This window comes from [Ruminococcus] lactaris ATCC 29176 (genome assembly GCF_025152405.1).
GTDB lineage: Bacteria > Bacillota > Clostridia > Lachnospirales > Lachnospiraceae > Mediterraneibacter > Mediterraneibacter lactaris.
Window position 1 is genome coordinate 2345066 of sequence record NZ_CP102292.1, and the last position, 21508, is coordinate 2366573.

At 45.4% G+C, this 21508-nt stretch carries 25 protein-coding genes and 1 other annotated feature; of the genes, 10 read left to right on the forward strand and 15 right to left on the reverse strand.

What is annotated here, in order from left to right:
* Positions 1–20: 20 nt before the first annotated feature.
* From rplJ to trmB, 8 genes are all read right to left on the reverse strand, one after another.
* Entirely contained in the window at positions 21–563 is a 543-nt protein-coding gene (rplJ, locus tag NQ541_RS10865) for a 50S ribosomal protein L10 (RefSeq protein ID WP_023920775.1), read from the reverse strand.
* A gap of 58 nt (positions 564–621) precedes the next feature.
* Positions 622–763, reverse strand: a sequence feature (ribosomal protein L10 leader region).
* Between the two features lie 261 nt (positions 764–1024).
* Positions 1025–1717, reverse strand: a complete 693-nt coding sequence (gene rplA / locus NQ541_RS10870; protein ID WP_005609036.1) for a 50S ribosomal protein L1 — start codon at positions 1715–1717, stop codon at positions 1025–1027.
* A gap of 181 nt (positions 1718–1898) precedes the next feature.
* The gene (gene rplK, locus NQ541_RS10875; protein WP_005609037.1) at positions 1899–2324 is read right to left on the reverse strand and encodes a 50S ribosomal protein L11; all 426 of its coding nucleotides are present in this window, start codon (positions 2322–2324) and stop codon (positions 1899–1901) included.
* A 53-nt stretch (positions 2325–2377) separates the two neighbouring features.
* The gene (gene nusG, locus NQ541_RS10880; protein ID WP_005609038.1) at positions 2378–2896 is read right to left on the reverse strand and encodes a transcription termination/antitermination protein NusG; all 519 of its coding nucleotides are present in this window, start codon (positions 2894–2896) and stop codon (positions 2378–2380) included.
* Positions 2897–2921: 25 nt separating this feature from the next.
* Positions 2922–3119 carry a preprotein translocase subunit SecE gene (secE, locus tag NQ541_RS10885; RefSeq protein ID WP_005609039.1) on the reverse strand — a complete coding sequence of 66 codons (198 nt, stop codon included), beginning with the start codon at positions 3117–3119 and terminating at the stop codon, positions 2922–2924.
* 24 nt (positions 3120–3143) lie between these two features.
* The gene (rpmG, locus tag NQ541_RS10890) at positions 3144–3293 is read right to left on the reverse strand and encodes a 50S ribosomal protein L33 (protein ID WP_005609040.1); all 150 of its coding nucleotides are present in this window, start codon (positions 3291–3293) and stop codon (positions 3144–3146) included.
* 179 nt (positions 3294–3472) lie between these two features.
* The gene (locus tag NQ541_RS10895) at positions 3473–3619 is read right to left on the reverse strand and encodes a hypothetical protein (RefSeq protein ID WP_005609041.1); all 147 of its coding nucleotides are present in this window, start codon (positions 3617–3619) and stop codon (positions 3473–3475) included.
* 30 nt (positions 3620–3649) lie between these two features.
* Positions 3650–4303, reverse strand: a complete 654-nt coding sequence (trmB, locus tag NQ541_RS10900; RefSeq protein ID WP_005609042.1) for a tRNA (guanosine(46)-N7)-methyltransferase TrmB — start codon at positions 4301–4303, stop codon at positions 3650–3652.
* Positions 4304–4439: 136 nt separating this feature from the next.
* Between trmB and NQ541_RS10905 the strand changes: the two genes are divergently transcribed.
* Genes NQ541_RS10905 through NQ541_RS10945 form a run of 9 tightly spaced genes read left to right on the forward strand, consistent with a single transcriptional unit; the run spans position 4440 to position 13023 of the window.
* Positions 4440–4751 (forward strand): hypothetical protein, encoded by a 312-nt coding sequence (locus NQ541_RS10905; protein WP_005609043.1) that lies wholly within the window; start codon positions 4440–4442, stop codon positions 4749–4751.
* Positions 4752–4754: 3 nt separating this feature from the next.
* Positions 4755–5801, forward strand: coding sequence for a V0D/AC39 family V-type ATPase subunit (locus NQ541_RS10910; RefSeq protein WP_005609044.1), 1047 nt, complete (start codon positions 4755–4757; stop codon positions 5799–5801).
* On the forward strand, positions 5798–7741 hold the full coding sequence (locus NQ541_RS10915) for a V-type ATP synthase subunit I (protein ID WP_005609045.1): 1944 nt from the start codon (positions 5798–5800) through the stop codon (positions 7739–7741). The genes NQ541_RS10910 and NQ541_RS10915 overlap by 4 nt, the downstream gene beginning before the upstream one ends.
* A gap of 39 nt (positions 7742–7780) precedes the next feature.
* The gene (locus NQ541_RS10920; RefSeq protein WP_005609047.1) at positions 7781–8218 is read left to right on the forward strand and encodes an ATP synthase subunit C; all 438 of its coding nucleotides are present in this window, start codon (positions 7781–7783) and stop codon (positions 8216–8218) included.
* Between the two features lie 12 nt (positions 8219–8230).
* Positions 8231–8539, forward strand: coding sequence for a V-type ATP synthase subunit F (locus tag NQ541_RS10925; RefSeq protein WP_005609049.1), 309 nt, complete (start codon positions 8231–8233; stop codon positions 8537–8539).
* Positions 8540–8590: 51 nt separating this feature from the next.
* Positions 8591–9178 (forward strand): V-type ATP synthase subunit E, encoded by a 588-nt coding sequence (locus NQ541_RS10930; protein ID WP_182435246.1) that lies wholly within the window; start codon positions 8591–8593, stop codon positions 9176–9178.
* Positions 9138–10937, forward strand: a complete 1800-nt coding sequence (locus NQ541_RS10935; RefSeq protein WP_005609051.1) for a V-type ATP synthase subunit A — start codon at positions 9138–9140, stop codon at positions 10935–10937. Before NQ541_RS10930 ends, NQ541_RS10935 begins: the two co-directional genes overlap by 41 nt.
* A 15-nt stretch (positions 10938–10952) precedes the next feature.
* Positions 10953–12338 carry a V-type ATP synthase subunit B gene (locus NQ541_RS10940; RefSeq protein WP_005609053.1) on the forward strand — a complete coding sequence of 462 codons (1386 nt, stop codon included), beginning with the start codon at positions 10953–10955 and terminating at the stop codon, positions 12336–12338.
* A gap of 55 nt (positions 12339–12393) precedes the next feature.
* Complete coding sequence (locus NQ541_RS10945) at positions 12394–13023, forward strand: V-type ATP synthase subunit D (protein ID WP_023920761.1); 630 nt, start codon at positions 12394–12396, stop codon at positions 13021–13023.
* A 162-nt stretch (positions 13024–13185) separates the two neighbouring features.
* Here NQ541_RS10945 and NQ541_RS10950 read toward each other — a convergent pair whose 3' ends face one another.
* From NQ541_RS10950 to cls, 3 genes are read right to left on the reverse strand one after another with little or no spacing between them, the layout of a single operon-like run.
* Entirely contained in the window at positions 13186–14070 is an 885-nt protein-coding gene (locus NQ541_RS10950; RefSeq protein WP_005609056.1) for an aldose 1-epimerase family protein, read from the reverse strand.
* A 25-nt stretch (positions 14071–14095) separates the two neighbouring features.
* The gene (tig, locus tag NQ541_RS10955) at positions 14096–15217 is read right to left on the reverse strand and encodes a trigger factor (protein ID WP_005609058.1); all 1122 of its coding nucleotides are present in this window, start codon (positions 15215–15217) and stop codon (positions 14096–14098) included.
* Between the two features lie 44 nt (positions 15218–15261).
* A complete protein-coding gene (gene cls / locus NQ541_RS10960) occupies positions 15262–16737 on the reverse strand; it encodes a cardiolipin synthase (protein ID WP_005609060.1) in 1476 nt (491 codons plus the stop codon).
* Positions 16738–16958: 221 nt separating this feature from the next.
* On the opposite strand from cls, the gene NQ541_RS10965 reads away from it, so the two are divergent.
* Positions 16959–17411 (forward strand): hypothetical protein, encoded by a 453-nt coding sequence (locus NQ541_RS10965; protein WP_023920755.1) that lies wholly within the window; start codon positions 16959–16961, stop codon positions 17409–17411.
* Between the two features lie 119 nt (positions 17412–17530).
* Here NQ541_RS10965 and NQ541_RS10970 read toward each other — a convergent pair whose 3' ends face one another.
* The 4 genes from NQ541_RS10970 to pfkA all read right to left on the reverse strand — a co-directional run bounded on the left by NQ541_RS10970 (position 17531) and on the right by pfkA (position 21472).
* A complete protein-coding gene (locus NQ541_RS10970) occupies positions 17531–18982 on the reverse strand; it encodes an alanine/glycine:cation symporter family protein (protein ID WP_005609064.1) in 1452 nt (483 codons plus the stop codon).
* Between the two features lie 28 nt (positions 18983–19010).
* A complete protein-coding gene (locus NQ541_RS10975) occupies positions 19011–19484 on the reverse strand; it encodes a YwiB family protein (protein ID WP_005609065.1) in 474 nt (157 codons plus the stop codon).
* 5 nt (positions 19485–19489) lie between these two features.
* Complete coding sequence (gene murI / locus NQ541_RS10980; protein WP_005609066.1) at positions 19490–20311, reverse strand: glutamate racemase; 822 nt, start codon at positions 20309–20311, stop codon at positions 19490–19492.
* Between the two features lie 141 nt (positions 20312–20452).
* Entirely contained in the window at positions 20453–21472 is a 1020-nt protein-coding gene (pfkA, locus tag NQ541_RS10985; protein WP_005609068.1) for a 6-phosphofructokinase, read from the reverse strand.
* Between the last annotated feature and the right edge of the window lie 36 nt (positions 21473–21508).

A 21508-nucleotide genomic window follows, 5' to 3' on the forward strand; every position in this document is an offset into this window, starting at 1 on the left:
AGTGCAGCTTTCCATGCAGATTACTCTGCAGGTGTCTCTGCTGTCTCCTCGGCTGCTGCTTCCTCTGCAGGAGCGGCTTCTCCACCCTGCTCTGCGATCTGATTGATAACACGAGCAAAGTTTGTAATAGGTGACTGCAGGCTTCCAAGCAACTTGGAAAGGAGTTCGTCTCTTGAAGGGATCTTAGCAAGTTCAGAGATTCCTGCAACATCATATGCTGTTCCTTCAACTACACCGCCTTTAAGTTCAAGTGCCGGAGCATCCTGAGCAAATTTGTAAAGGATTCTTGCCGGTGCTGTAGCGTCATCTTTTGAGATTGCGATAGCACTAGGTCCTTCCAAACATCCATCAAGGGCTGCAAAATCAGTTCCCTCGAAAGCTCTCTTCATCATTGTATTCTTGTATACTTTATAAACTACACCTGCTTCTCTGAGCTGCTTACGAAGCTCTGTATCCTGAGCAACTGTAAGTCCACGGTGGTCAACAAGAACTACTGACTGGGCGTCTTTGATTTCTTCTGCGATCTGATCTACGATCGGCTGCTTTAATTCAACTTTTGCCACTTTTGGGTACACCTCCTTATTTTATTCGTGTACTGCCAAAGTTCTCAGCAGAAATTCTGCTGAAACTTAAAAAGCTTTCGTATCCAAAGACACGAAAGCACATAAATTCATACAGATGTAAAAATTCATTCTTCCTCGGTAGGCGTTCACTACTTACGCTTTTCAGCACCTACTGTCTTCGGCAGTTGCTAGTGTATATTAACACATGGTTCCCTGGCTGTCAAGCATTTTTTCTTGTTTTCTGTTATTTTTTGTTGTTTTCTTTTTGTTTTTCATGATGTTCCGCTATATTGTCCTTCCGTACAATATAGCAGGAGACAAGGATTCAGTGGAATATTCATTCTTCCATTTACCGGATAAGGAAACTATCTTTATCCGGGAGCAAAAAAGAGACTGTACGTCGGAGAATCTCCGGCATACAGCCTCTTTCTTATAAACTGTCTTTGAAGACCGTTATTTTATTATGCAAGCTTCATTGGATTAACCTTTACGCCAGGTCCCATTGTAGATGTAAGAGTTACACTCTTCAGGTACTGACCTTTAACGGCTGCAGGTCTTACTTTGTTGATTGCATCGATAAGCGTCTGGAAGTTGTCCGCTAACTGCTCCTCTGTAAAGGATGCTTTTCCAACCGGAACGTGGATAATATTTGTCTTGTCCAATCTGTACTCAATCTTACCAGCCTTGATATCGTTGATTGCTTTTGTAACGTCCATTGTTACTGTACCAGCCTTCGGGTTTGGCATAAGGCCCTTAGGTCCGAGTACACGTCCGAGACGTCCAACAACACCCATCATGTCCGGTGTAGCAACTACAACATCAAAGTCAAGCCATCCTTCATTCTGGATCTTCGGGATAAGCTCGTCTCCGCCTACAAAATCAGCTCCTGCTGCTTTTGCTTCTTCTGCCTTTGCATCCTTTGCGAATACAAGGATACGAACTTTCTTTCCTGTTCCGTGCGGAAGAACTACAGCACCACGGATCTGCTGATCTGCGTGACGTCCGTCACAACCTGTTCTGATATGAGCTTCGATTGTCTCATCAAATTTTGCTGTTGCTGATTTTTTAACTAATGCTACTGCTTCTGCAGGATCATAGAGATTTCCTCTTTCGATCAGTTTCGCAGCTTCGATATATTTTTTTCCTCGTTTCATTTTATAATAACCTCCTTGTGGTATTGGCGGGAACTTGCCCCTCCCACTTTACATGAATTTACTAAACAATCGATTCTTCAGCACTCTCTCCCCCGAGGACACCGGAAAAGGTCGGCTGGAAGAATCCTGCAATAAGGTAGTTACATCTGATTCAATGCCCGCAGGCATCTTCTCCTGTATTCTACTCCTCTACAACTACACCCATGGAACGGCATGTTCCTGCGATCATGCTCTCAGCAGTCTCAAGAGATGCTGCGTTCAGGTCTGGCATCTTCAGTTCAGCGATTTCTTTAACCTGAGCTTTTGTGATTGTAGCTACTTTTGTCTTGTTCGGTACACCTGAACCGGACTGGATCTTGCAGGCCTTCTTAATAAGAACTGCTGCCGGTGGTGTCTTTGTGATGAAGCTGAAGCTTCTGTCATTATAAACAGTGATCACTACAGGAATGATAAGATCTCCCTGATCTGCTGTTCTAGCATTAAACTGCTTTGTAAATTCAACGATATTTACACCGTGCTGTCCAAGTGCAGGACCAACCGGTGGTGCCGGAGTTGCCTTTCCAGCAGGAATCTGTAATTTGATATATCCTTCTACTTTTTTTGCCATTTTAAATTACCTCCTTGTGGTATTGGCGGGACTTCCATCCCTCCCACGCAATTTTAATCCATTTTCTTCACTTCTGAAAATCCAAGTTCAACCGGAGTCTCTCGGCCAAACAGTTCGACATTGATTGTCAGACTCTTCTTCTGTTCATTGATTGTCTGAACAGCTCCGACAGTCCCTTCCCATGCTCCGCTGAGAACGGTAACAACATCTCCGACTGCCAGATCCATGATCACATCTTCTTTGTTGATTCCAAGATTCTCCATCTCGCTCTCATCAAGCGGAACCGGCTTGGATCCAGGTCCGACAAAACCGGTAACACCTCTTGTATTTCTTACGACATACCAGGTGTCATCGTTCATGATCATATGGATCATCACATATCCCGGAAACATCTTTCTCTGCACTGCCTTTTCAACTCCGTTGCGGAGTTCTGTGACTTCCTCGAGAGGAACTCTGACTTCCAGAATCTGATCTTCCAGGTGACGATTCTCAATCGTCTTATCAATGTTCGCTTTTACTTTGTTCTCATACCCTGAATAGGTATGAACGACATACCATTTTGCCTCTGACATAAAATCACCTTTCTGCTGCGGTCAACTATTTTACTAAAAAGTCAATTCCGTATTTCAGTGCTGCGTCGATTACTGCGATCAACGCTCCCAAAATTACGGAAACAGCAACAACTGCCGTCGTCTGCTTTGTAAGAGTGTTCTTGTCTGGCCAGATAACCTTCTTGAACTCCGCCTGAAGCCCTTTAAACCAGCTCTTTTTCTGAGTCTTCGTATTCTCACTCATATGTCCACATCCTTTCGACAACGACTATTTTGTCTCTTTGTGCAGTGTGTGTGATTTGCAGAATCTGCAATACTTCTTGGTTTCCATACGATCCGGATGAGTCTTCTTATCCTTCGTCATGTTGTAGTTACGGTTCTTGCATTCCGTACACTCCAGAGTAATTCTTGTGCGCACAACTTCCACCTCGCTTTTAATATATTCACCTACGTGTTACTGATGGTTGCGAACCATCTGATTTTAGGCATAAAAAAAAGGCCTACTTCCATTCGCCATGACATTGTATCATAACGCACTACAGGAAGTCAAGCCTCTTTTCTTTTTACAATGTATTTTACTATTTTCCGCCGCACCGCTCATTCAGGATCCTGCATACTTCCTCCAGTGAACAGCAGATCGTATGCAGGCATCGGTTCAGTCTCCTGTGACAATAAAACGTACAGCAGCATCTTCTCCTGAATCCACATCTTTTCACTCTGCACACATCCATTCTTTTTAATCATTCTTCTTATAATAATGTATGCTTTCTTTTTTCAGTCTTTCCTTCTCGCGATCAGTTTATTGATCGGATTTCCTTTCAGGGAAAACTTTTCTTCATATTCTGTCATGATATTTCCTGCATTCATCTCTTCCTGGTGATGCAGGTCATACGTGTATTTCTCCAGATACCAGCCGGCCTCTTTCACCTGCTCCAGTGAAAAGTTAAACAACTCGGTATTATCCGTCTTAAACTCAACCCTTCCGCCCTGCGCCAGGATCTTTTCATACCGTTCTAAAAATTCCGTTGAAGTCAGTCTTCTCTTTGCATGGCGTGCTTTCGGCCACGGATCTGAAAAATTCAGGAAAATCTTATCCACTTCCTCCGGTGCGAACACCTCTTCCACATTTCTTGCGTCCATGCAGACAAACCGGATATTGGTCAGAGCTTCATATTCCTCTGTATCAAACTTTTCCAACGCTCTCAAAAGCACACTGGAATAACGCTCGATTCCGATAAAGTTCACATCGGGATGAGCCTTTGCCATATTCAGAATAAACTGCCCCTTACCCATTCCGATTTCTATATAGATAGGATGCCGGTCTCCAAACACCTGATGCCAGCATCCTCGCTGATCTTCCGGTCTTTTAATCACTGTACGGTGCATCTGGATCACGCCCTCTGCATGCGGGATATTTCTAAGTCTCATGTATGATTCCTCCTCAGAGATTCTCTATACATCATAACACGCAACCACTTTCCGGTCAAAGCTGACGGGTTGATTTTTTTGTGAAAAGGTGTATTATAGTAGATATTATAATTTTCTCACAAAAAGGAGGCTTATTATGGACTCTATTCTAAACAAATTGACGGAAATAGAATCTGCTGCCGTCAGCATTGTGCAGCATGCAGAAGCTGAAAAGTCCATTCTCGATGAGAAATATGACGAGAAACGCAGGCAATTCGACCTGGAGCTTGAGGCAGAGACCAAAAAGCAGATTCAGGCGATACAGGATGATCTGCAAAAAAAGACTTCTCAGATCCTTTCATCTCAAAGCGATGAAAGTCTGGCACAGATCAACGCACTGCAAAAAGAATATGAAGAGAATCATACTCTGTATGCACAGAAGATTCTCCGAAAGATCACAGAGGTGTAGCCTATGGGACATCTGCTTGAATACAGCGGGATCGTAACAAAGACGCGTGCCATGGAATCCAGACTTCTCAGCCCCGGACAGTTTCAGGAGCTTGCATCCCTGCATACCATACCGGAGGCAGTGGAATATCTGAAAAAGAATACTGCTTATGCAGAAACCCTTGAATCCCTTGAGCCGACGCAGCTTCACCGTGGAAATATCGAAAAGCTGCTGACTCAGTCACTTTACCGGGATTATACCAAGCTCTACCGTTTCTGCGGACAAAAGCAGCGGAAGTTCATGGAACTGCGGCTCAAATCCTACGAGATTGACCTGATTGATTATTGTCTGAGGATCGTCATCAATCATTATAAGAGACCTTTTGATCTTCATTATAAAAAGGAGTTCTTTGACCGTCATTCCCAGCTTTCCATCGACCGGCTCATCACTTCCAGAACGACAGATGAACTGGTGGACAATCTCAAAGGGACAGAATACTATGATCCGCTGAAGAAATTGCAGGATGCACAGAAAGTCACCCTGTATGATTATGACCTTGCACTGGAACTTTACTTTTTCACTACTTTGTGGAAAGCCCGTAAAAAAATGTTAAAAAAAGAGGATCTGGAACTCTACGAAAGGAATTGTGGTTCGCAGATCGATCTGCTCAATATGCAGTGGATCTTACGTGCAAAGAAATATTATAATATGAAGCCCGCGGATATTTATCTTCTGATCATTCCGATCCACTATAAATTATCAACCGCTCAGATCAAGGAAATGGTTGAGGCTGCGGGGATCGAAGAACTACAGACACTGGTGAGCCGGACCCGCTACGGAAGACAGTATCATTTTCAGAAAAATCCGGACATGGAACAGATGTATTCCGAGTGTCTGCATCACCTTTATCTGATCGACAGAAGACGGAATCCCTATTCGATCGCTGCTGTCAACACCTATCTCTTCCTCAAGGAAGAAGAAATCAAAAAGCTCACCACCACCCTTGAGTGTATCCGTTACGGACTCTCACCGGGTGAGACGATGACTTACGTTGGAGGTAGAACCCAATGATTGTAAAAATGAAATTTATCAACATATCCGGCCCGAGAAACGATATCGACCGGGTCACTGACCAGTATCTCTCACGCTATGAGATCCAGTTGGAATCCGCTCTCTCCGAGCTGAAGACAGTCGAGAACCTCCGTCCTTTTGTTGAGATCAATCCATACCGGGATGTTCTTGCAAAGGCGACTCAGTTCGTCAGTTACCTTCCAAATGCGGATACGGTCACTCCCGATTCATCTCTCGGTCTGGACGATATGTTTGAACTTGTGCGAAATGCAAGTGCAGATTATGAAGATCTGCAACAGAAAAAGGAAAAATGCAAAAATAAGATTGAACAGCTCCGTACAAAGCAACAGATCATTGCACCGTTCCGCCCACTGGAATGTGATCTGCATCAGGTACTCAGCTACCGGTTCATCACTTACCGCTTCGGACGGATCGCAGTAGAGCATTATCATAAAATGCTGAAATATCTCATGGATGACCTGGGTGCGATCTTTGTAGAGGGCGAACGGGATGAAAGCTTTGTCTATGGTGCTTATTTTGTTTCTCCGGGAGAAGCGAAAAAAGTAGATGCCGTCTTCCGCTCTCTTCATTTTGAACGGATCGAGCTGAAAGATGAATTTGAGGGAACTCCGGCTTATGCTTATCAGGAACTGGAGAGGGAGATTGCCCGGGTAAATGTGGAGATGAACGACCTCGACAAAGAAGCCGGGGAAATGCTCTCCGACCGTGCCGCACAACTGGTTGCCGCAAAGAACCGTTTAGAAGAATTGTCCAATAATTTTGATGTCCGCAAAATGGCGGCCCGTATGGATGAGAATCAGGAAGATTACTATATTCTCTGCGGCTGGATGGCAGAGGATGATGTGGATCGTTTTCTTGAAGAGATCAAAGATGATGACAAAGTCTTCGTTGTCGTTGAAGATGACCATGATGCTTACTTCGGTGAGCCTCCGACCAAGCTTGAGAATCCAAAGCTTTTCAAGCCTTTTGAAATGTTCATTCAGATGTATGGACTTCCCGCCCACAATGAGATGGACCCGACTGTATTTGTCGGACTGACCTACTCCTTTATTTTCGGAGTCATGTTCGGAGATGTCGGACAGGGACTTCTCCTTCTCATCGGTGGGGCATTGATCTATCACTTTAAGAAGATCCCTCTGGCGGGGATTATCTCCACAGCCGGATTCTTCTCCACAATCTTCGGATTTATGTTCGGAAGTATCTTCGGATTTGAAGATGTGCTGAAGCCTTTGTGGATACGGCCCATCGACCATATGACCACATTACCGTTCCTGGGGAAACTGAATACCGTCTTTATCGTAGCAGTTGCCTTTGGTATGTTCCTTATCATCGTGGCCATGATCCTGCATATTATTAATGCAGCAAAAAGCAAAGATGTCGAGGGAACCTGGTTTGATGCAAATGGTGTGGCAGGACTGGTTTTCTATCTCGCAGTGGTTGTCACCATTGTACTCTTCATGACCGGCAATCCGCTTCCGGGCGGAATCGTCATGGGCGTGATGTTCGGAGTACCGCTTCTTCTTATTTTCCTGAAAGAGCCGCTCGCCCGCAGGATTGAAAAGCGTGCTGACAAGATGGAGACCGGACCGGGAATGTACGTGGTTCAGGGATTTTTTGAGATGTTTGAAACTTTATTGAGTTATTTTTCCAATACGATTTCCTTTATCCGTATCGGAGCATTTGCCGTCAGCCATGCAGCCATCATGGAAGTGGTACTGCAGCTGGCAGGTGCAGAGAGCGGACATCCGAACTGGATCGGTGTTATTTTCGGCAATCTGTTCGTCTGCGGATTTGAAGGACTGATCGTCGGCATCCAGGTACTCCGTCTGGAATATTATGAAATGTTCAGCCGTTTCTACAGTGGCAGCGGCCGTGCATTTAACCCGTACACAAAAAAGAAAAAGAACAAACAGGCATAACAACAGCCTGAAATTAATAAAAAGCAGGAGGATTCCACTATGACTATCGCAACAAAAATTATTTTTATCGCAGCACTTATCTTAAGCATTATCATCCCGTTCGGCTATTACCTGATCGGTGAAAAGAACAAAAAGCGGTACAAACGCACGATCGGTATCAATGCATTTTTCTTCTTCGGTGCTTTTGCCATTGCTTCTGTTGCCATGCTGGCAGGTCCTGACAGCGTCCATGCAGCCACAGCCGCAGCCAATGGTGCGACTCTCGCCACAGGCATGGGCTACCTTGCAGCAGCACTCGTAACCGGACTTTCCTGTATCGGTGGTGGTATCGCCGTTGCAAGTGCGGCAAGTGCAGCGTTAGGTGCTATCAGTGAAGATTCCAGTGTACTTGGTAAATCTCTGATCTTCGTAGGACTTGCAGAAGGTGTATGCCTTTACGGACTGATTATTTCCTTCATGATCCTGGGAAATCTCTAAGGAGCGGTTTTTATGAAAATGTATCTCATCAGTGATAACGTTGACACGTATACCGGAATGCGGCTGGCAGGTGTGGACGGCATCGTCATCCATGAAAGGGAAGAGCTCCGTACGGCACTGGAAGATGTCCTTGCAGACAAGACCGTTGGCATCGTACTTCTGACTGAAAAGCTGGGGCGGGAATTTCCTGATCTGATCGACACATTCCGCTTAGAGCGGAAGATGCCGCTTCTGGTAGAAATCCCCGACCGTCACGGAACAGGGCGGAAAAAAGATTTTATCACTTCCTATATCACCGAAGCCATTGGCTTAAAACTTTAGTTACGGCCGGTATCCGTACAATATCAACAAATACAGAAGGAGGGATTCCTCTTGACTTTAGAAGAAAAGATCACGCATTTAAAGACGACTTCCATGGAGCAGGCCCGGGCTGAAGGGAATGCGATCATCGACTCTCACCGGGAAGCTCTTGACAAAGTCTTTGAAGACCATAAAGCAGAGGCATTACGCCAGTCCGAAACCCGGATCAAGGCAGAAACCACGAATGCAAAACTGGCTCTGAACCAGGCTCTTGCGAAATCCCAGCTTGAGATCAAAAGAAAGCAGGGTAAGATCCAGCAGGAGCTGAAAGATAAAATTTTTGAAGAAGCACAGGATCTGATCCATGCCTTTATGAAGACAGAAGCGTATGACGACTTTCTTATACGCTGCATCCGCAGTGCCGTCCGTTTTGCAGGAACTGACCCGGTTACAGTCTATATCAACCTGTCTGATGAAAAGAAAAAGACAGCGCTGGAAGATGCAACCCAGGTTCATCTGAGTGTCAGTGCAGAAGATTTTATCGGTGGTGTCCGCTCGGTCATCCGGTCACGCAACATCCTGATCGATAATTCTTTTCAGACTCAGTTAAAGGATCAGTATGATAAATTTATATTTGAAGGAGGAGACGGCATTGGTTAAGACAGCAACTATTTACGGAATCAACGGTCCCGTCATTTACCTCAAAGGAAATACCGGTTTCTGTATGTCAGAAATGGTTTATGTCGGAAAGCAGAAGCTGGTTGGAGAAGTCATTGCACTGGACAAAGACCTGACCACGGTTCAGGTTTATGAAGAAACCACCGGACTGTATCCCGGAGAGGAGGTCATTGCCACCGGCAATCCGGTATCTGTGACCCTTGCTCCCGGTATCCTGAATAATATTTTCGATGGAATCGAGCGTCCGCTGGAACGGATCGCAGAATCTGCAGGTGCATTCATCACCCGTGGAGTAAGCGTGGATTCACTGGATCGTACAAAAAAATGGCCCACCCACATTACTGTAAAGCAGGGAGATTATCTCCATGCCGGGGATATCATCGCAGAGGTTCCCGAAACCCATGCGATCACCCATAAATGTATGGTTCCTCCGGGGATCGAAGGAACCGTTCTTGTCACGGTGGCAGACGGAGCGTATACCATTGATGATCTTCTTGTCCGTCTGCAGCTCCCTGACGGGGATACAAAAGACCTTACCATGACCCAGCACTGGCCGATCCGCACACCGCGTCCGACGCACCACCGGTTTCCGGCATCCGTTCCGCTTGTCACCGGACAGCGGATCATCGACACGATGTTTCCGATCGCCAAAGGCGGTACTGCCGCAATCCCGGGTGGATTCGGAACCGGAAAGACCATGACCCAGCATCAGATCGCCAAGTGGGCGGATGCGGATATCATCATTTATATCGGCTGTGGTGAACGTGGAAATGAAATGACGCAGGTGCTTGAGGAATTTAGTGAACTGACTGATCCACGTACCGGAAAACCACTGATGGATCGTACTACTCTGATCGCCAATACTTCTAACATGCCAGTGGCTGCCCGCGAGGCCAGTATTTATACAGGACTGACACTTGCCGAGTATTACCGGGACATGGGCTATGACGTAGCGATCATGGCAGATTCCACCTCCCGTTGGGCTGAAGCCCTCCGAGAACTTTCAGGACGACTGGAAGAAATGCCGGCAGAAGAAGGATTCCCGGCTTACCTTGCATCCCGCCTTTCCGCTTTTTACGAGCGTGCCGGCATGATGCATAATTTAAACGGAACAGATGGTTCCGTCACCATTATCGGAGCAGTTTCCCCACAGGGCGGTGACTTTTCCGAACCGGTCACCCAGAACACCAAACGTTTTGTACGCTGCTTCTGGGGACTGGATAAGAGTCTTGCCTATGCAAGACATTTCCCTGCCATCCACTGGCTGACCAGTTACAGTGAATATCTCACTGACTTAAGCCCCTGGTACCAGGACAACGTTTCCCCGAAATTCGTTGACTACCGCAACCGTCTGATGGCTCTTTTAAATCAGGAAAGCAGCCTGCTTGAAATTGTCAAGCTGATCGGAAGTGATGTTCTTCCCGACGATCAGAAGCTCGTCCTGGAAATTGCCCGCGTGATCCGGCTTGGATTTCTTCAGCAGAATGCATTCCATAAAGATGATACCTGCGTTTCCATGGAAAAGCAGTTTCTGATGATGGATACGATCCTTTACCTTTATAAGCAGGCACGTACGCTTGTCACCATGGGACATCCGATGTCCGTCCTGAAATCGGAAAATATTTTTGACCGCATTATTTCCATCAAATACGATGTTCCGAATGACCGGCTGGAGCTTTTTGCCCAGTACCATCGCGACATTGATGCCTTTTATCAGCGTGTCATTGAAAAGAATGCATAAGGAGGGACAGCAGAAATGTCAATAGAATATTTAGGATTAAGCAGTATCAACGGCCCTCTGATCGCACTGGAGGGCGTACAGGATGCTTTTTATGATGAGATCGTAGAATTTGTCGTAAACGGAGAAGAACGCAAGCTTGGACGTATTGTAGAGGTCTACGAAGATAAAGCAGTCATCCAGGTCTTTGAAGGCTCTGAAAATATGTCTTTGAAAAATACGCATACCAAACTGACCGGACACCCGATGGAGATTGCACTTTCACCGGATATGCTCGGTCGTACGTTCAACGGAATCGGACAGCCCATTGATGATCTCGGACCACTGGTCTCAAACCTGAAACGGGATGTCAACGGTCTTCCGCTGAACCCGATCCGCAGGGAATACCCCCGGAACTATATCCACACCGGTATCTCCGCCATCGACGGACTGACCACACTGATCCGCGGACAGAAACTTCCGATTTTCTCAGGAAACGGACTCCCGCATGACCAGCTTGCGGCACAGATCGTAAAGCAGGCCTCTCTGGGGGATGATTCCGATGAACAGTTTGCTATTGTATTTGCCGCTATGGGCGTCAAGCATGATGTCGCTGATTTCTTCCGGAATACTTTTGAAGAAAGCGGTGTTGCCGACCATGTTGCCATGTTCCTGAACCTTGCAAATGATCCGGTCGTAGAACGACTCATCACTCCGAAGGTTGCCCTGACTGTCGCGGAATATCTGGCTTTTGAACGGCATATGCACATTCTTGTCATCCTGACGGATATGACTTCTTTTGCCGAAGCGATGCGTGAGGTTTCCTCCTCCAAAGGAGAGATTCCAAGCCGAAAGGGATTTCCGGGATACCTCTACAGTGAACTCGCCACGATCTACGAACGTGCAGGAATCGTCCGCGGTGTAGATGGCTCTGTGACTCAACTGCCGATCCTCACCATGCCAAATGATGATATCACACATCCGATCCCGGATCTGACCGGTTATATTACAGAAGGACAGATTGTACTTGACCGCCCGTTACACGGACAGTCCATTTATCCGCCGATTAATATCCTTCCTTCCCTTTCCCGTCTGATGAAGGACGGAATCGGAGCAGGCTATACACGAGAAGACCACCAGGATCTTGCCAATCAGCTTTTCTCCGCCTACGCCAAAGTAGGAGATGCAAGAAACCTCGCTTCTGTTATCGGTGAAGATGAACTCTCTCCGATTGATAAAAAGTATCTTGCATTCGGAAAAGAATTTGAAGAGCGTTATATCGGACAGCGGCCGGATGAAAACCGCAGTATGGAAGAGACACTGGATCTCGGCTGGGAACTGTTAGGAAAACTTCCAAGAGAGGAACTGGATCGTGTAGATACAAAGATCCTCGACAAATACTACAAACCTGCACCGGAAGAATAGACCGGAACCTTTATTCAGAAATACTCTGTAAATGGATCTGAAAGGAGGGAAATTTATGGATCCTCGTACCTTCCCCACCAAGGGAAACCTGATGCTTGCCAAAAATTCACTGTCCCTGGCCCGTCAGGGATACGACCTGATGGATAAAAAAAGAAATATCCTCATCCGGGAACTGATGGATCTGATCGAAGAGGCCCGGACGATCCAGGAGGACATTGATTCGACTTTCATGTATGCTTATCAATGCCTTCAGCGTGCCAATATCGAGAACGGAATCAGCACAGTCGAGCTTCTCGCCTATACGGTTCCGATCGAAAATTCCATCACGATCCAGACACGCAGTATCATGGGAACTGAAATTCCTCATGTGAAATATGTTCCCGATCCCGGGCAGCCGACTTATTCTTTCAGCACAACCAGGGAATCCATCGACAAGGCCCGTGAGGCCTTCCGGAAAGTAAAAGAACTGACGATCCGGCTTTCCATGATCGAAAATGCCGCTTACCGGCTGGCAAGTAATATTAAAAAGACGCAGAAGCGTGCCAATGCACTGCAAAATATTACGATCCCGATGTATGAAAATCTGGTCTATACAATTTCCAATGCACTGGAAGAAAAAGAACGTGAAGAATTTACAAGACTGAAAGTCATCAAGCAGATGAAGGAAAAGAAAGAAAAGAAGTAAAAAAGACCGAAAAAACGGGAATAAAACGATAATAAAAAGAGAATAAAAAGAAGCGGCTGAACGGAAGATCTAAAAGCATTCTTCACTGTTCGGCCGCTTTTTTCGGTATATTTATCACTCAGGCATGCTTATCTCTTGTATATGTTTATCAGCCATATACGCTCATCCTTTATGATTTACTGCTACGATCAGCTCATATCCATTCACAAAAGTCTCTCCCGCATCTACATGATTGATAAATGGTTTCTCTGAGATATCCTTGTTAAAACCAACGTTATCACACCGTCCCATCCATGGCTCCATGCATACGAACGGGGCATTCGGCATAGACCAGATTCCCATACTCGGGATGCCCTGATATTTCATTCCCACATAGGGGCTTCCATCCTTATGACATACCCACACTTCATCAAACTGTTCATGATCAAAAATCAGTGCATCATTGGCAAGAAGCTCTTCCGTCAACGGATAACATTCATTTTCAAGCTCCATCTTATAAATTGTATCCGGGTCTGCTGCCGCCTCAGATTCGATCACCCCGATGTACTCCAGCGTCTTCTTTCCCGGGAATTTCAGGACATAATCTGTCTTCTTCTCTTCCGGTTTCGCAAAACGGATCGCCGGATGTCCCCCGATGCAGAAATACATCGTCTTATCTGCCGGATTCTTTACTTCCCATTTTACATTCAGTCTGTTCTCTTCCAGCGTATACGTCACATACAGTTCAAATGCGTAAGGAAACATTTTCTTTGTCTCCTCGGAATCCTTCAGCATATAAGTTACTGAATTTTCGCTTTCCGCCACACAATCAAATAAACTTGTACGTGCAAATCCATGCTTTTCTGTATCATACTGCTTTCCATCGATCCACAACTTATTCTGATAAGTCTTTCCTACATACGGGAAAAGCAGTGGAGAATGGCGACACCAGAAGACCGGATTTCCTTCCCACAGTACATCTGTCTCATCTTTTTTGTTAAAAATTCTTGTTACCTCTGCCCCCTGTGCAGCGATCTCCACAAGGAGAAATTCATTTTCAAGCTTCATATCGACCCCTCCAATTTCTCATTTCTTATTTATCATCTGTAGATGATGTACCTGTTGAAGATGTACCTGTTGATGTGGATGCATCTTTTGTCTGCTTGCAGTTATCTACGAGGAAATCCAACACTTTATCGCATAAGATCATCGTCTTAAGGTTATCCTCACCTACCTGCTCTTTATAAGAATCCACATCATCTGCACCTGCATTTTTAGCATAGGTTTTCATTTCTTTCTCATAATCTTTATCAGAAAGCTCCAGCTTCTCTTTCTTGGCGATCAGTCTGAGTGCCTGCTCTAACTGAACCGTTTTCTTCGCCTGCTCTTCAATCTTCGTATTAAAGTCATCCTCTGTTGTCTTCAGGTAACTCGTAATGAAATCGCTGAGTTCCATTCCGTAGTAATTTTTAACTGTCGTCTCATAACTCTCTTTGATCTGAGAAACTTTATCATCCACTGCACCATCCGGGTACTTCTTCACTTCTGAAGTTTCCAGCAGCTTGTCCTCAATCTCGGATTTCACCTGGGAATCATACTGACTGTCATAGTACTCCTGCATCGTCTCCTTCAGACCTTTTCTAAGCTCATCAACTGTTGTATAGGAATCATCGTTTGATGCTACCCACTCATCTGTCAGTTCTGCCGGAGCATAAACCTTATTCAGGACAATGTGGAAATCTGCCGGTTTACCGGACAGGTCTGTATTGTTCTGATACGGATCCGGGAACTGTACCTGGATATCAAATTCTTCTCCTGCCTTATGTCCTACGATCTGTTCCTCAAATCCTTTGTAGTCATCTGTCGCAGCAAGAAATGTACCCGAACCAAGCTGGAGGTCATATCCTGTGGATGTTCCGCCATCAAAAGCTGTACCGTCAACAGAACCTGAATAATCAATATTTACCCAGTCTCCGTCCTCTGCCGCACCGTCCTTTGTCAGACCATCCGTTTTTCCTGAAGAAAGAAGACGGCTCTGGATCGTCTGTTCCACATCATCATCACTGACTTCTTTCTTCTCCACTTTTGCTATTTCCAGTCCCTTGTACTGGTTTACTGTCACATAATCATTTGACAGCTTTCCATCCCCACCGCAACCGGCAACGGATACTGTTACTGCGATTGCAGCAAGTGCAACCATCAATCCTTTTTTCATTTTTCTTCTCCTTGTATAAATTATTCTATGATTACCCTTACCACTTACAAAAGTGGGGATAACAACCTTGAAAACTGCTCTTTTGCACGGATGAGCAAACTCCGTTCATCATAAACTTTCCTTGTAACCTGCTTACATTTTGTAATATCATTTTCAAATGCTGCCTCCAGCCTTCCGACTGTCCGCTCACTGTAGATCGTCGCATTCACCTCGAAATTCAGTGCAAAACTGCGGATATCCATATTGGCAGTCCCAACGCACGCCACCAGTCCATCCACCGACAAAGTCTTCGCATGAAGAAATCCGTTATCATAGACATAGCATTTTGCTCCGGCAGCCACCATCTCACCTATGTAAGAATAAGTTGCCCAGTATACAAATGGATGATCCGGCTTACACGGAATCATGATCCGCACATCAATCCCCGACTGGCTTGCAATCTTCAGGGCATCTAAAATAGAATCATCCGGAATAAAATACGGTGTCTGTATATAGACATGATCCTTTGCATGGTGGATCAGCCGGAGATAATTATCATGGATCTCCTTCGACTGGGAGTCCGGTCCACTGGAAATGATCTGCACCGGGTCATGCCCTCCGCGTACATACTGCGGGATCTCAAAAAGAGAATCTCTTAAAAAGAGGTTTTCCTTTGCCGCATAATTCCAGTCCAGCACAAATCGCACCGCCAGTGACGTAACTGCCGCTCCCTCAATACACAGATGCGTATCCCGCCAGTAGCCAAACTTCTCATCCAGACCCAGATATTCACGGCCTACATTGAATCCACCGACAAATCCGATCCGTCCGTCTATGACTACGATCTTCCTGTGGTTTCGGTAATTCATACGAAGCTGCAGCTTTCCAAGCAACGCCGGGAAAAACTCTGCGATCTGTACACCGCCCGCCTTCAGCCGGTTCCAGTCTTTTTTATGCATTGTTCTGCAGCCCATACTGTCAAATAAGACTCTGACCTCCACGCCTTCTTTTGCCTTTTGGATCAGTACCGGTTCAATCTCCTGCCACAGCTCATCGCTCCGTATAATATAATACTGCATATGAATGTACTTTTTTGCCTGCTTCATCTCATGGATCAAGGCCCGGAATTTCTCTTTTCCATCTGTATAAATACGGATATCATTATTATCCGTAAGCACAGCACTTCCGGCCTCCAGATTATACAACATCAGATCCCTGAACCGGTCAAGTTCCGGATTTGCCAGCTTTAGCTGCTTTTTGTAGATCGTCTCTTCCTGCCGCCGGACTGCATATTTGACTTCTCCCTCAATCTCCTTTGCCTTGAACATCCTGCTCTTGTGGAAATCCTGACCAATGACCAGATACAGGATAAATCCAACAATCGGTATAAAATACAACAGCAGCAGCCATGTCCACACAGCCTGTGGTGACCTTCGCTCAAAAAATACAATAATCAGGGAAAGAATGATATTGATAATGACAATATTGTCCATTATAAAATGAAGCATTGTCGATATACCAGTTCCAAGCATTTCAAGCATTCAGTTCTTACTCCTTTTCTCTGAAACGTAAAATAATAAATGAGTTACTCCCCTGCTTACTTTTCCAGTCTGCAGGGTAAAATGCGTCACAATAAACAGTATACTCGTTTTTCCGGTGAAAAGTAACCCCTAATTGAATTTTACTTGCACTTCCTTTTAAAGAATGTTACAATATTTTATACATATCAAGCGGAAATACCGCGTTTTAGGAGGGTTTTATTTTGAGTACAGGAATGATAATCTTTCTCGTAGTCCTCGTAGTCCTCATTGGAATATGCGTAGGATTATATTTCTTCGGTAAGAAAGCAGAGAAAAAGCAGGCAGAGCAAAAAGAGCAGATGGATGCAGTTGCACAGACCGTCAGTATGCTCGTTATTGATAAAAAGAGGTTGAAGCTGAAAGAGGCCGGACTTCCGGCGGCTGTTGTTGAGAATACTCCAAAGTACTTAAGACGTACCAGAGTCCCGATCGTCAAAGCCAAGATCGGACCAAAGATCATGACACTGATGTGCGAGGAAAAAGTATTTGAGGTTCTTCCGGTAAAGAAGGAAGCCAAGGTAGTTCTCAGTGGTATTTACATCACAGGAATCAAGAGCGTTCGCGGTGGTATTCCTGAGGTTGCAAAGAAAAAGAAAAAAGGACTTTTCTCAAGATTCAAAAAAGAAAAGAACTGAAAGTAAAAAGTTCCGCTCCTGCCAGTCAGACAGGAGCGGAACTTTTTTATTCTTTTCATCCTATTTCCAAATTTCTTTATTTTCCGATCTTCTCTATTCCCCGGATCACTCCTCCGTGATCACTCTTCCAAACTTTTCTTTTTACACGCTTTTCCTGCCTCGTACTCCCGAAGCTCCTTTAACGCTTCTCCGCCAAGGAGATACAGGATTGCTGTATTGAAGATCGTCATCAAACCGATCCCGACATCACCAAGATCCCATACAACTGTATAGGCCGCAAGACCTCCTGCAAAAAGCATCACCAGTGCCATAACCTTATAAGCCGTCTGTGACAGCCAGTTATCCCCGAACAAATAAGCCACATTACTTCTTGCATAAAAGAGGATTCCAAGGAATGTTGAAAAGCTGAACATGAACAGGGTCGCAGCTATAAAAATCACTCCAAATTCACCGAGATGATACCGCATGGCAGTCTGCAAAAGTTCCATTCCCGACAGTCCCGCCACCAAGTCTTCCGGTACAAGAAGCATGATCATCGCTGTACAGCTACAGATGACAATCGTATCAATAAAGACTCCCAACGCCTGAACCAGTCCTGCCTGAACCGGATTTTCACATTCTGCTGCCGCTGCCGCACAGGGAGCAGAACCCGATCCTGCTTCATTTGAGAAAAGCCCTCTCTTGATTCCATTCATCAGTACTGCACCAAACCCTCCTGCCGCAATCTGCCGGAACCCGAACGCCTCCTGAAAGATCCTCTCAAAAACCTGAGGAAGGCTTCCGATATTCCTGAAAATGATCACGATCGTCAGAACGAAATAGCATACCGCCATAACCGGTACTAAAAGATCCAGTACTTTCACAGTTGCGTTCTTCCGCAATACGATCACTGCCGCAAGTGCTACAAGCACGATGGTTGTATAAAGGGGCGGAACAGAGAATGCATTTTCTAAAGAAGAAGTCACTGAATTGCTGATCACCTGACTGATGCCGCACCAGCAGATCAGTCCCGATATCGCAAATAATACTGCGATCAGGGAATAACGCTTTTTCTTTTTCTGCCTCCGCTCCATATAACGATGCATATAATAAGCCGGACCACCCCGGTATCCACCATACAGGGGATCTTTTTCCTTATAAAGCTGGGCGAGCGTTGCCTCAATGAATGCTGTCGATGAACCAATCAGTGCCGTGACCCACATCCAGAATACAGCTCCGGCACCACCTGCTGAAATTGCTGCAACCACTCCGACCAGATTCCCCATCCCGACTCTCGTTGCCGTTGAAACGATCAGCGTCTGAAATGTGGACAAGCTGCCCTTTTCTTTCTTTTCCTTTTTTTCACTTTTACCGTCCGCATCTTTTTTCGCTTTTGTCCCCACCAATGCACGCACCATATCAGGGAAAAGCCGGATCGGGAGAAACCGGGTTCTTACTGTAAAATAAATTCCCATCGGGATCAGAAGAATAATAAGCAGTGAAATTCCCACACTGCTGCCTCCCGGTAATGGGATCTGAATCAGGTCTCCCCATAAAAATGAATAAACAATTTCTATCAGTTTTGTTATCATCTGTCCTTATCCTTTCCGTGCCATTCACTCATCCTAACACGGAAAAACTTCCATTGCTGCGGGACATGATATTCATTTTGATCCTGCAGTCCGCCATAGGCTCATGATTTACATCCAGTTCATACTCGATCCGTACATCAATTTCATCCTCTGTCACCTGAATCTCCAGCTCTCTGGTATTCACATCAAGCAGCATCTGTCCATACGGTGTCCGGTAATACGTCGAGTTCTTTTTATTCTTTTCAAAGATCATGTGAGAATCTGACAATCCGCTCTTTACGATCTCCACGCATCCAGTTCCTGTGATCTTGATCCGGTTTCTGATCATTTCAGAAGACCCTTCCACAGCCTCATCATATACAATATAATGCTTCTCGTTTCTGAAGTAATAGCTGCCCGGAGTCACAACTTCGATCGCTTCTGCCTCGTCCCTTTCAACTGCAGGCGTCTCTGCAATCTCTTCGTGCATACCGGAAATGCTTACAAATACATCCTTTGTCATAATCTTTAATATCCTTCTATATTCACTACATTCGTTATCGGCACATCAAATGGCATGACTGTATTTGCAAATTTTCTGAACTTCTCTGCCGCATCACTTACATAAAATGAATAATTGCTGTGCTGCCCTTCTGTTCCGTCATTCGCCATATCATTCTCTTCCAGCAGACATTTCAGATCCATCGCTGTCTCATAAGCAGGGTTTACAATCTGAATCTTGTCCCCCATATAAGCCCGGATCTTAGATCTGAGCAACGGATAATGCGTACAGCCAAGAATCATGGCATCAATATCCGTACTTCGCATAGATTCCAGATAATACTCGATTACTTCCTCTGTTACCTGATGCTCTTTAAATCCTTCTTCCACCAGAGGAACAAACAACGGGCAGGCCTTCTCAATGACCGTGATCTCCGGGTTCATTCCCTGGATCACTTTCGTATACATCCCGCTCTGAACCGTTGCCTCTGTCCCAACTACTCCGACTTTCCTGTTCTTCGTCGCCTCTACGGCTGCTCTCGCACCCGGAATAACCACTCCCAGGATTGGGATATCAAACTCATCTTTCACCGCATCCAGTGCCAATGCACTTGCAGTATTGCAGGCGATCACGATCGCCTTCACCTCTTTGGTCTTCAAAAAACGAATGATCTGTTCCGAAAAACGAATGATCGTATTCTGCGACTTACTTCCATAAGGAACGCGGGCAGTATCTCCGAAATAAACAATATTCTCATCCGGTAACTGTCGGCTGATCTCTCTTGCAACCGTCAGTCCTCCGACTCCTGAATCAAATACTCCGACAGGAGCTGTCTTTTTATTCATCATATCCGACTATATTCTCCCCTATTTTTCTATAATGACACAAATTCAGCCATGCGGACTCCGAAGACTCCACAAGGCTGAATTATCATCATGTCGTTGCCTTATAATATTATAATTTGAATCACCAGGATTTGCAATGCTTATTTAGATTGCAAGTGATTTAGCCACATCATACTGGTATGCAGAAATGGTCTTCTTCATTGCAAGAGCTTCCTCAATATCAAAATCAACGAACTCCCCATGCTGATATCCTACAACACGGTTTGTCTTGCCCTGGCAGAGAAGGTCAACTGCCATAGCTCCCATTGTAGAAGCGTAAACTCTGTCCTTACATGTCGGGCTTCCACCACGCTGCATATGTCCAAGGATCGTAGCTCTTGTCTCAATACCTGTTGCATCTTCGATTCTCTTTGCAAGATTGATAGAATCACCAACACCCTCAGCATTGATAATGATATAATTCTGTTTACCGCGTTTCTTATTCTCAAGAATGTCCTCGATCAGGGCTTTCTCATCAAATCCATGCTCTTCCGGCATCAGGATACGCTCAGCTCCGTTGGCAATACCGCACCACAGTGCAAGATATCCTGCGTCACGACCCATAACCTCAATGACACTGCATCTCTCATGAGATGTAGAAGTATCACGAACTTTATCGATCGCATACATAGCTGTATTAACCGCTGTATCAAATCCGATCGTATAATCTGTGCAGGCGATATCCAGATCGATCGTTCCCGGAACACCGATCGTATTAACTCCGAGATTTGCAAGCTTCTGAGCTCCTGCAAATGATCCGTCTCCTCCGATTACTACAAGACCATCAATGCCATACTTTTTACAGATAGCAGCTGCCTTCTGCTGTCCTTCTTCTGTACGCATTGTCTTGCAACGTGCTGTCTGAAGAATTGTACCACCACGCTGAACAATATCAGACACATCACGTGCTGTCAGATCGATGATCTCTTCTTTCAGAAGTCCATGATATCCTCTGCGGATTCCGCGAACCTTTAATCCTTTTGCAAGGGCACGTCTTACGACTGCACGGATTGCTGCATTCATTCCAGGAGCGTCTCCTCCACTCGTCAGAACTCCGATCGTACGGATCTTATCCTCAATCTCGTCCAGATATTTTTCTTTTTCATTCATAGTTTTCTCTGCCATGTTATCTCCACCCTTTCTCTGCAATGTCTGATAAAG

Coding starts and splice junctions, on each gene's coding strand:
- NQ541_RS10970 (WP_005609064.1), bottom strand. CDS start 18,982: ATGATAACAAAACTGATAGAAATTGTTTATTCATTTTTATGGGGAGAC.
- pfkA (WP_005609068.1), bottom strand. CDS start 21,472: ATGGCAGAGAAAACTATGAATGAAAAAGAAAAATATCTGGACGAGATT.
- NQ541_RS10940 (WP_005609053.1), top strand. CDS start 10,953: ATGTCAATAGAATATTTAGGATTAAGCAGTATCAACGGCCCTCTGATC.
- NQ541_RS10925 (WP_005609049.1), top strand. CDS start 8,231: ATGAAAATGTATCTCATCAGTGATAACGTTGACACGTATACCGGAATG.
- trmB (WP_005609042.1), bottom strand. CDS start 4,303: ATGAGACTTAGAAATATCCCGCATGCAGAGGGCGTGATCCAGATGCAC.
- NQ541_RS10945 (WP_023920761.1), top strand. CDS start 12,394: ATGGATCCTCGTACCTTCCCCACCAAGGGAAACCTGATGCTTGCCAAA.
- NQ541_RS10950 (WP_005609056.1), bottom strand. CDS start 14,070: ATGAAGCTTGAAAATGAATTTCTCCTTGTGGAGATCGCTGCACAGGGG.
- secE (WP_005609039.1), bottom strand. CDS start 3,119: ATGAGTGAGAATACGAAGACTCAGAAAAAGAGCTGGTTTAAAGGGCTT.
- nusG (WP_005609038.1), bottom strand. CDS start 2,896: ATGTCAGAGGCAAAATGGTATGTCGTTCATACCTATTCAGGGTATGAG.
- rplA (WP_005609036.1), bottom strand. CDS start 1,717: ATGAAACGAGGAAAAAAATATATCGAAGCTGCGAAACTGATCGAAAGA.
- NQ541_RS10920 (WP_005609047.1), top strand. CDS start 7,781: ATGACTATCGCAACAAAAATTATTTTTATCGCAGCACTTATCTTAAGC.
- NQ541_RS10910 (WP_005609044.1), top strand. CDS start 4,755: ATGGGACATCTGCTTGAATACAGCGGGATCGTAACAAAGACGCGTGCC.
- tig (WP_005609058.1), bottom strand. CDS start 15,217: ATGAAAAAAGGATTGATGGTTGCACTTGCTGCAATCGCAGTAACAGTA.
- NQ541_RS10915 (WP_005609045.1), top strand. CDS start 5,798: ATGATTGTAAAAATGAAATTTATCAACATATCCGGCCCGAGAAACGAT.
- murI (WP_005609066.1), bottom strand. CDS start 20,311: ATGATGAATAAAAAGACAGCTCCTGTCGGAGTATTTGATTCAGGAGTC.
- NQ541_RS10935 (WP_005609051.1), top strand. CDS start 9,138: ATGATAAATTTATATTTGAAGGAGGAGACGGCATTGGTTAAGACAGCA.
- rplK (WP_005609037.1), bottom strand. CDS start 2,324: ATGGCAAAAAAAGTAGAAGGATATATCAAATTACAGATTCCTGCTGGA.
- NQ541_RS10975 (WP_005609065.1), bottom strand. CDS start 19,484: ATGACAAAGGATGTATTTGTAAGCATTTCCGGTATGCACGAAGAGATT.
- NQ541_RS10905 (WP_005609043.1), top strand. CDS start 4,440: ATGGACTCTATTCTAAACAAATTGACGGAAATAGAATCTGCTGCCGTC.
- NQ541_RS10895 (WP_005609041.1), bottom strand. CDS start 3,619: ATGATTAAAAAGAATGGATGTGTGCAGAGTGAAAAGATGTGGATTCAG.
- cls (WP_005609060.1), bottom strand. CDS start 16,737: ATGCTTGAAATGCTTGGAACTGGTATATCGACAATGCTTCATTTTATA.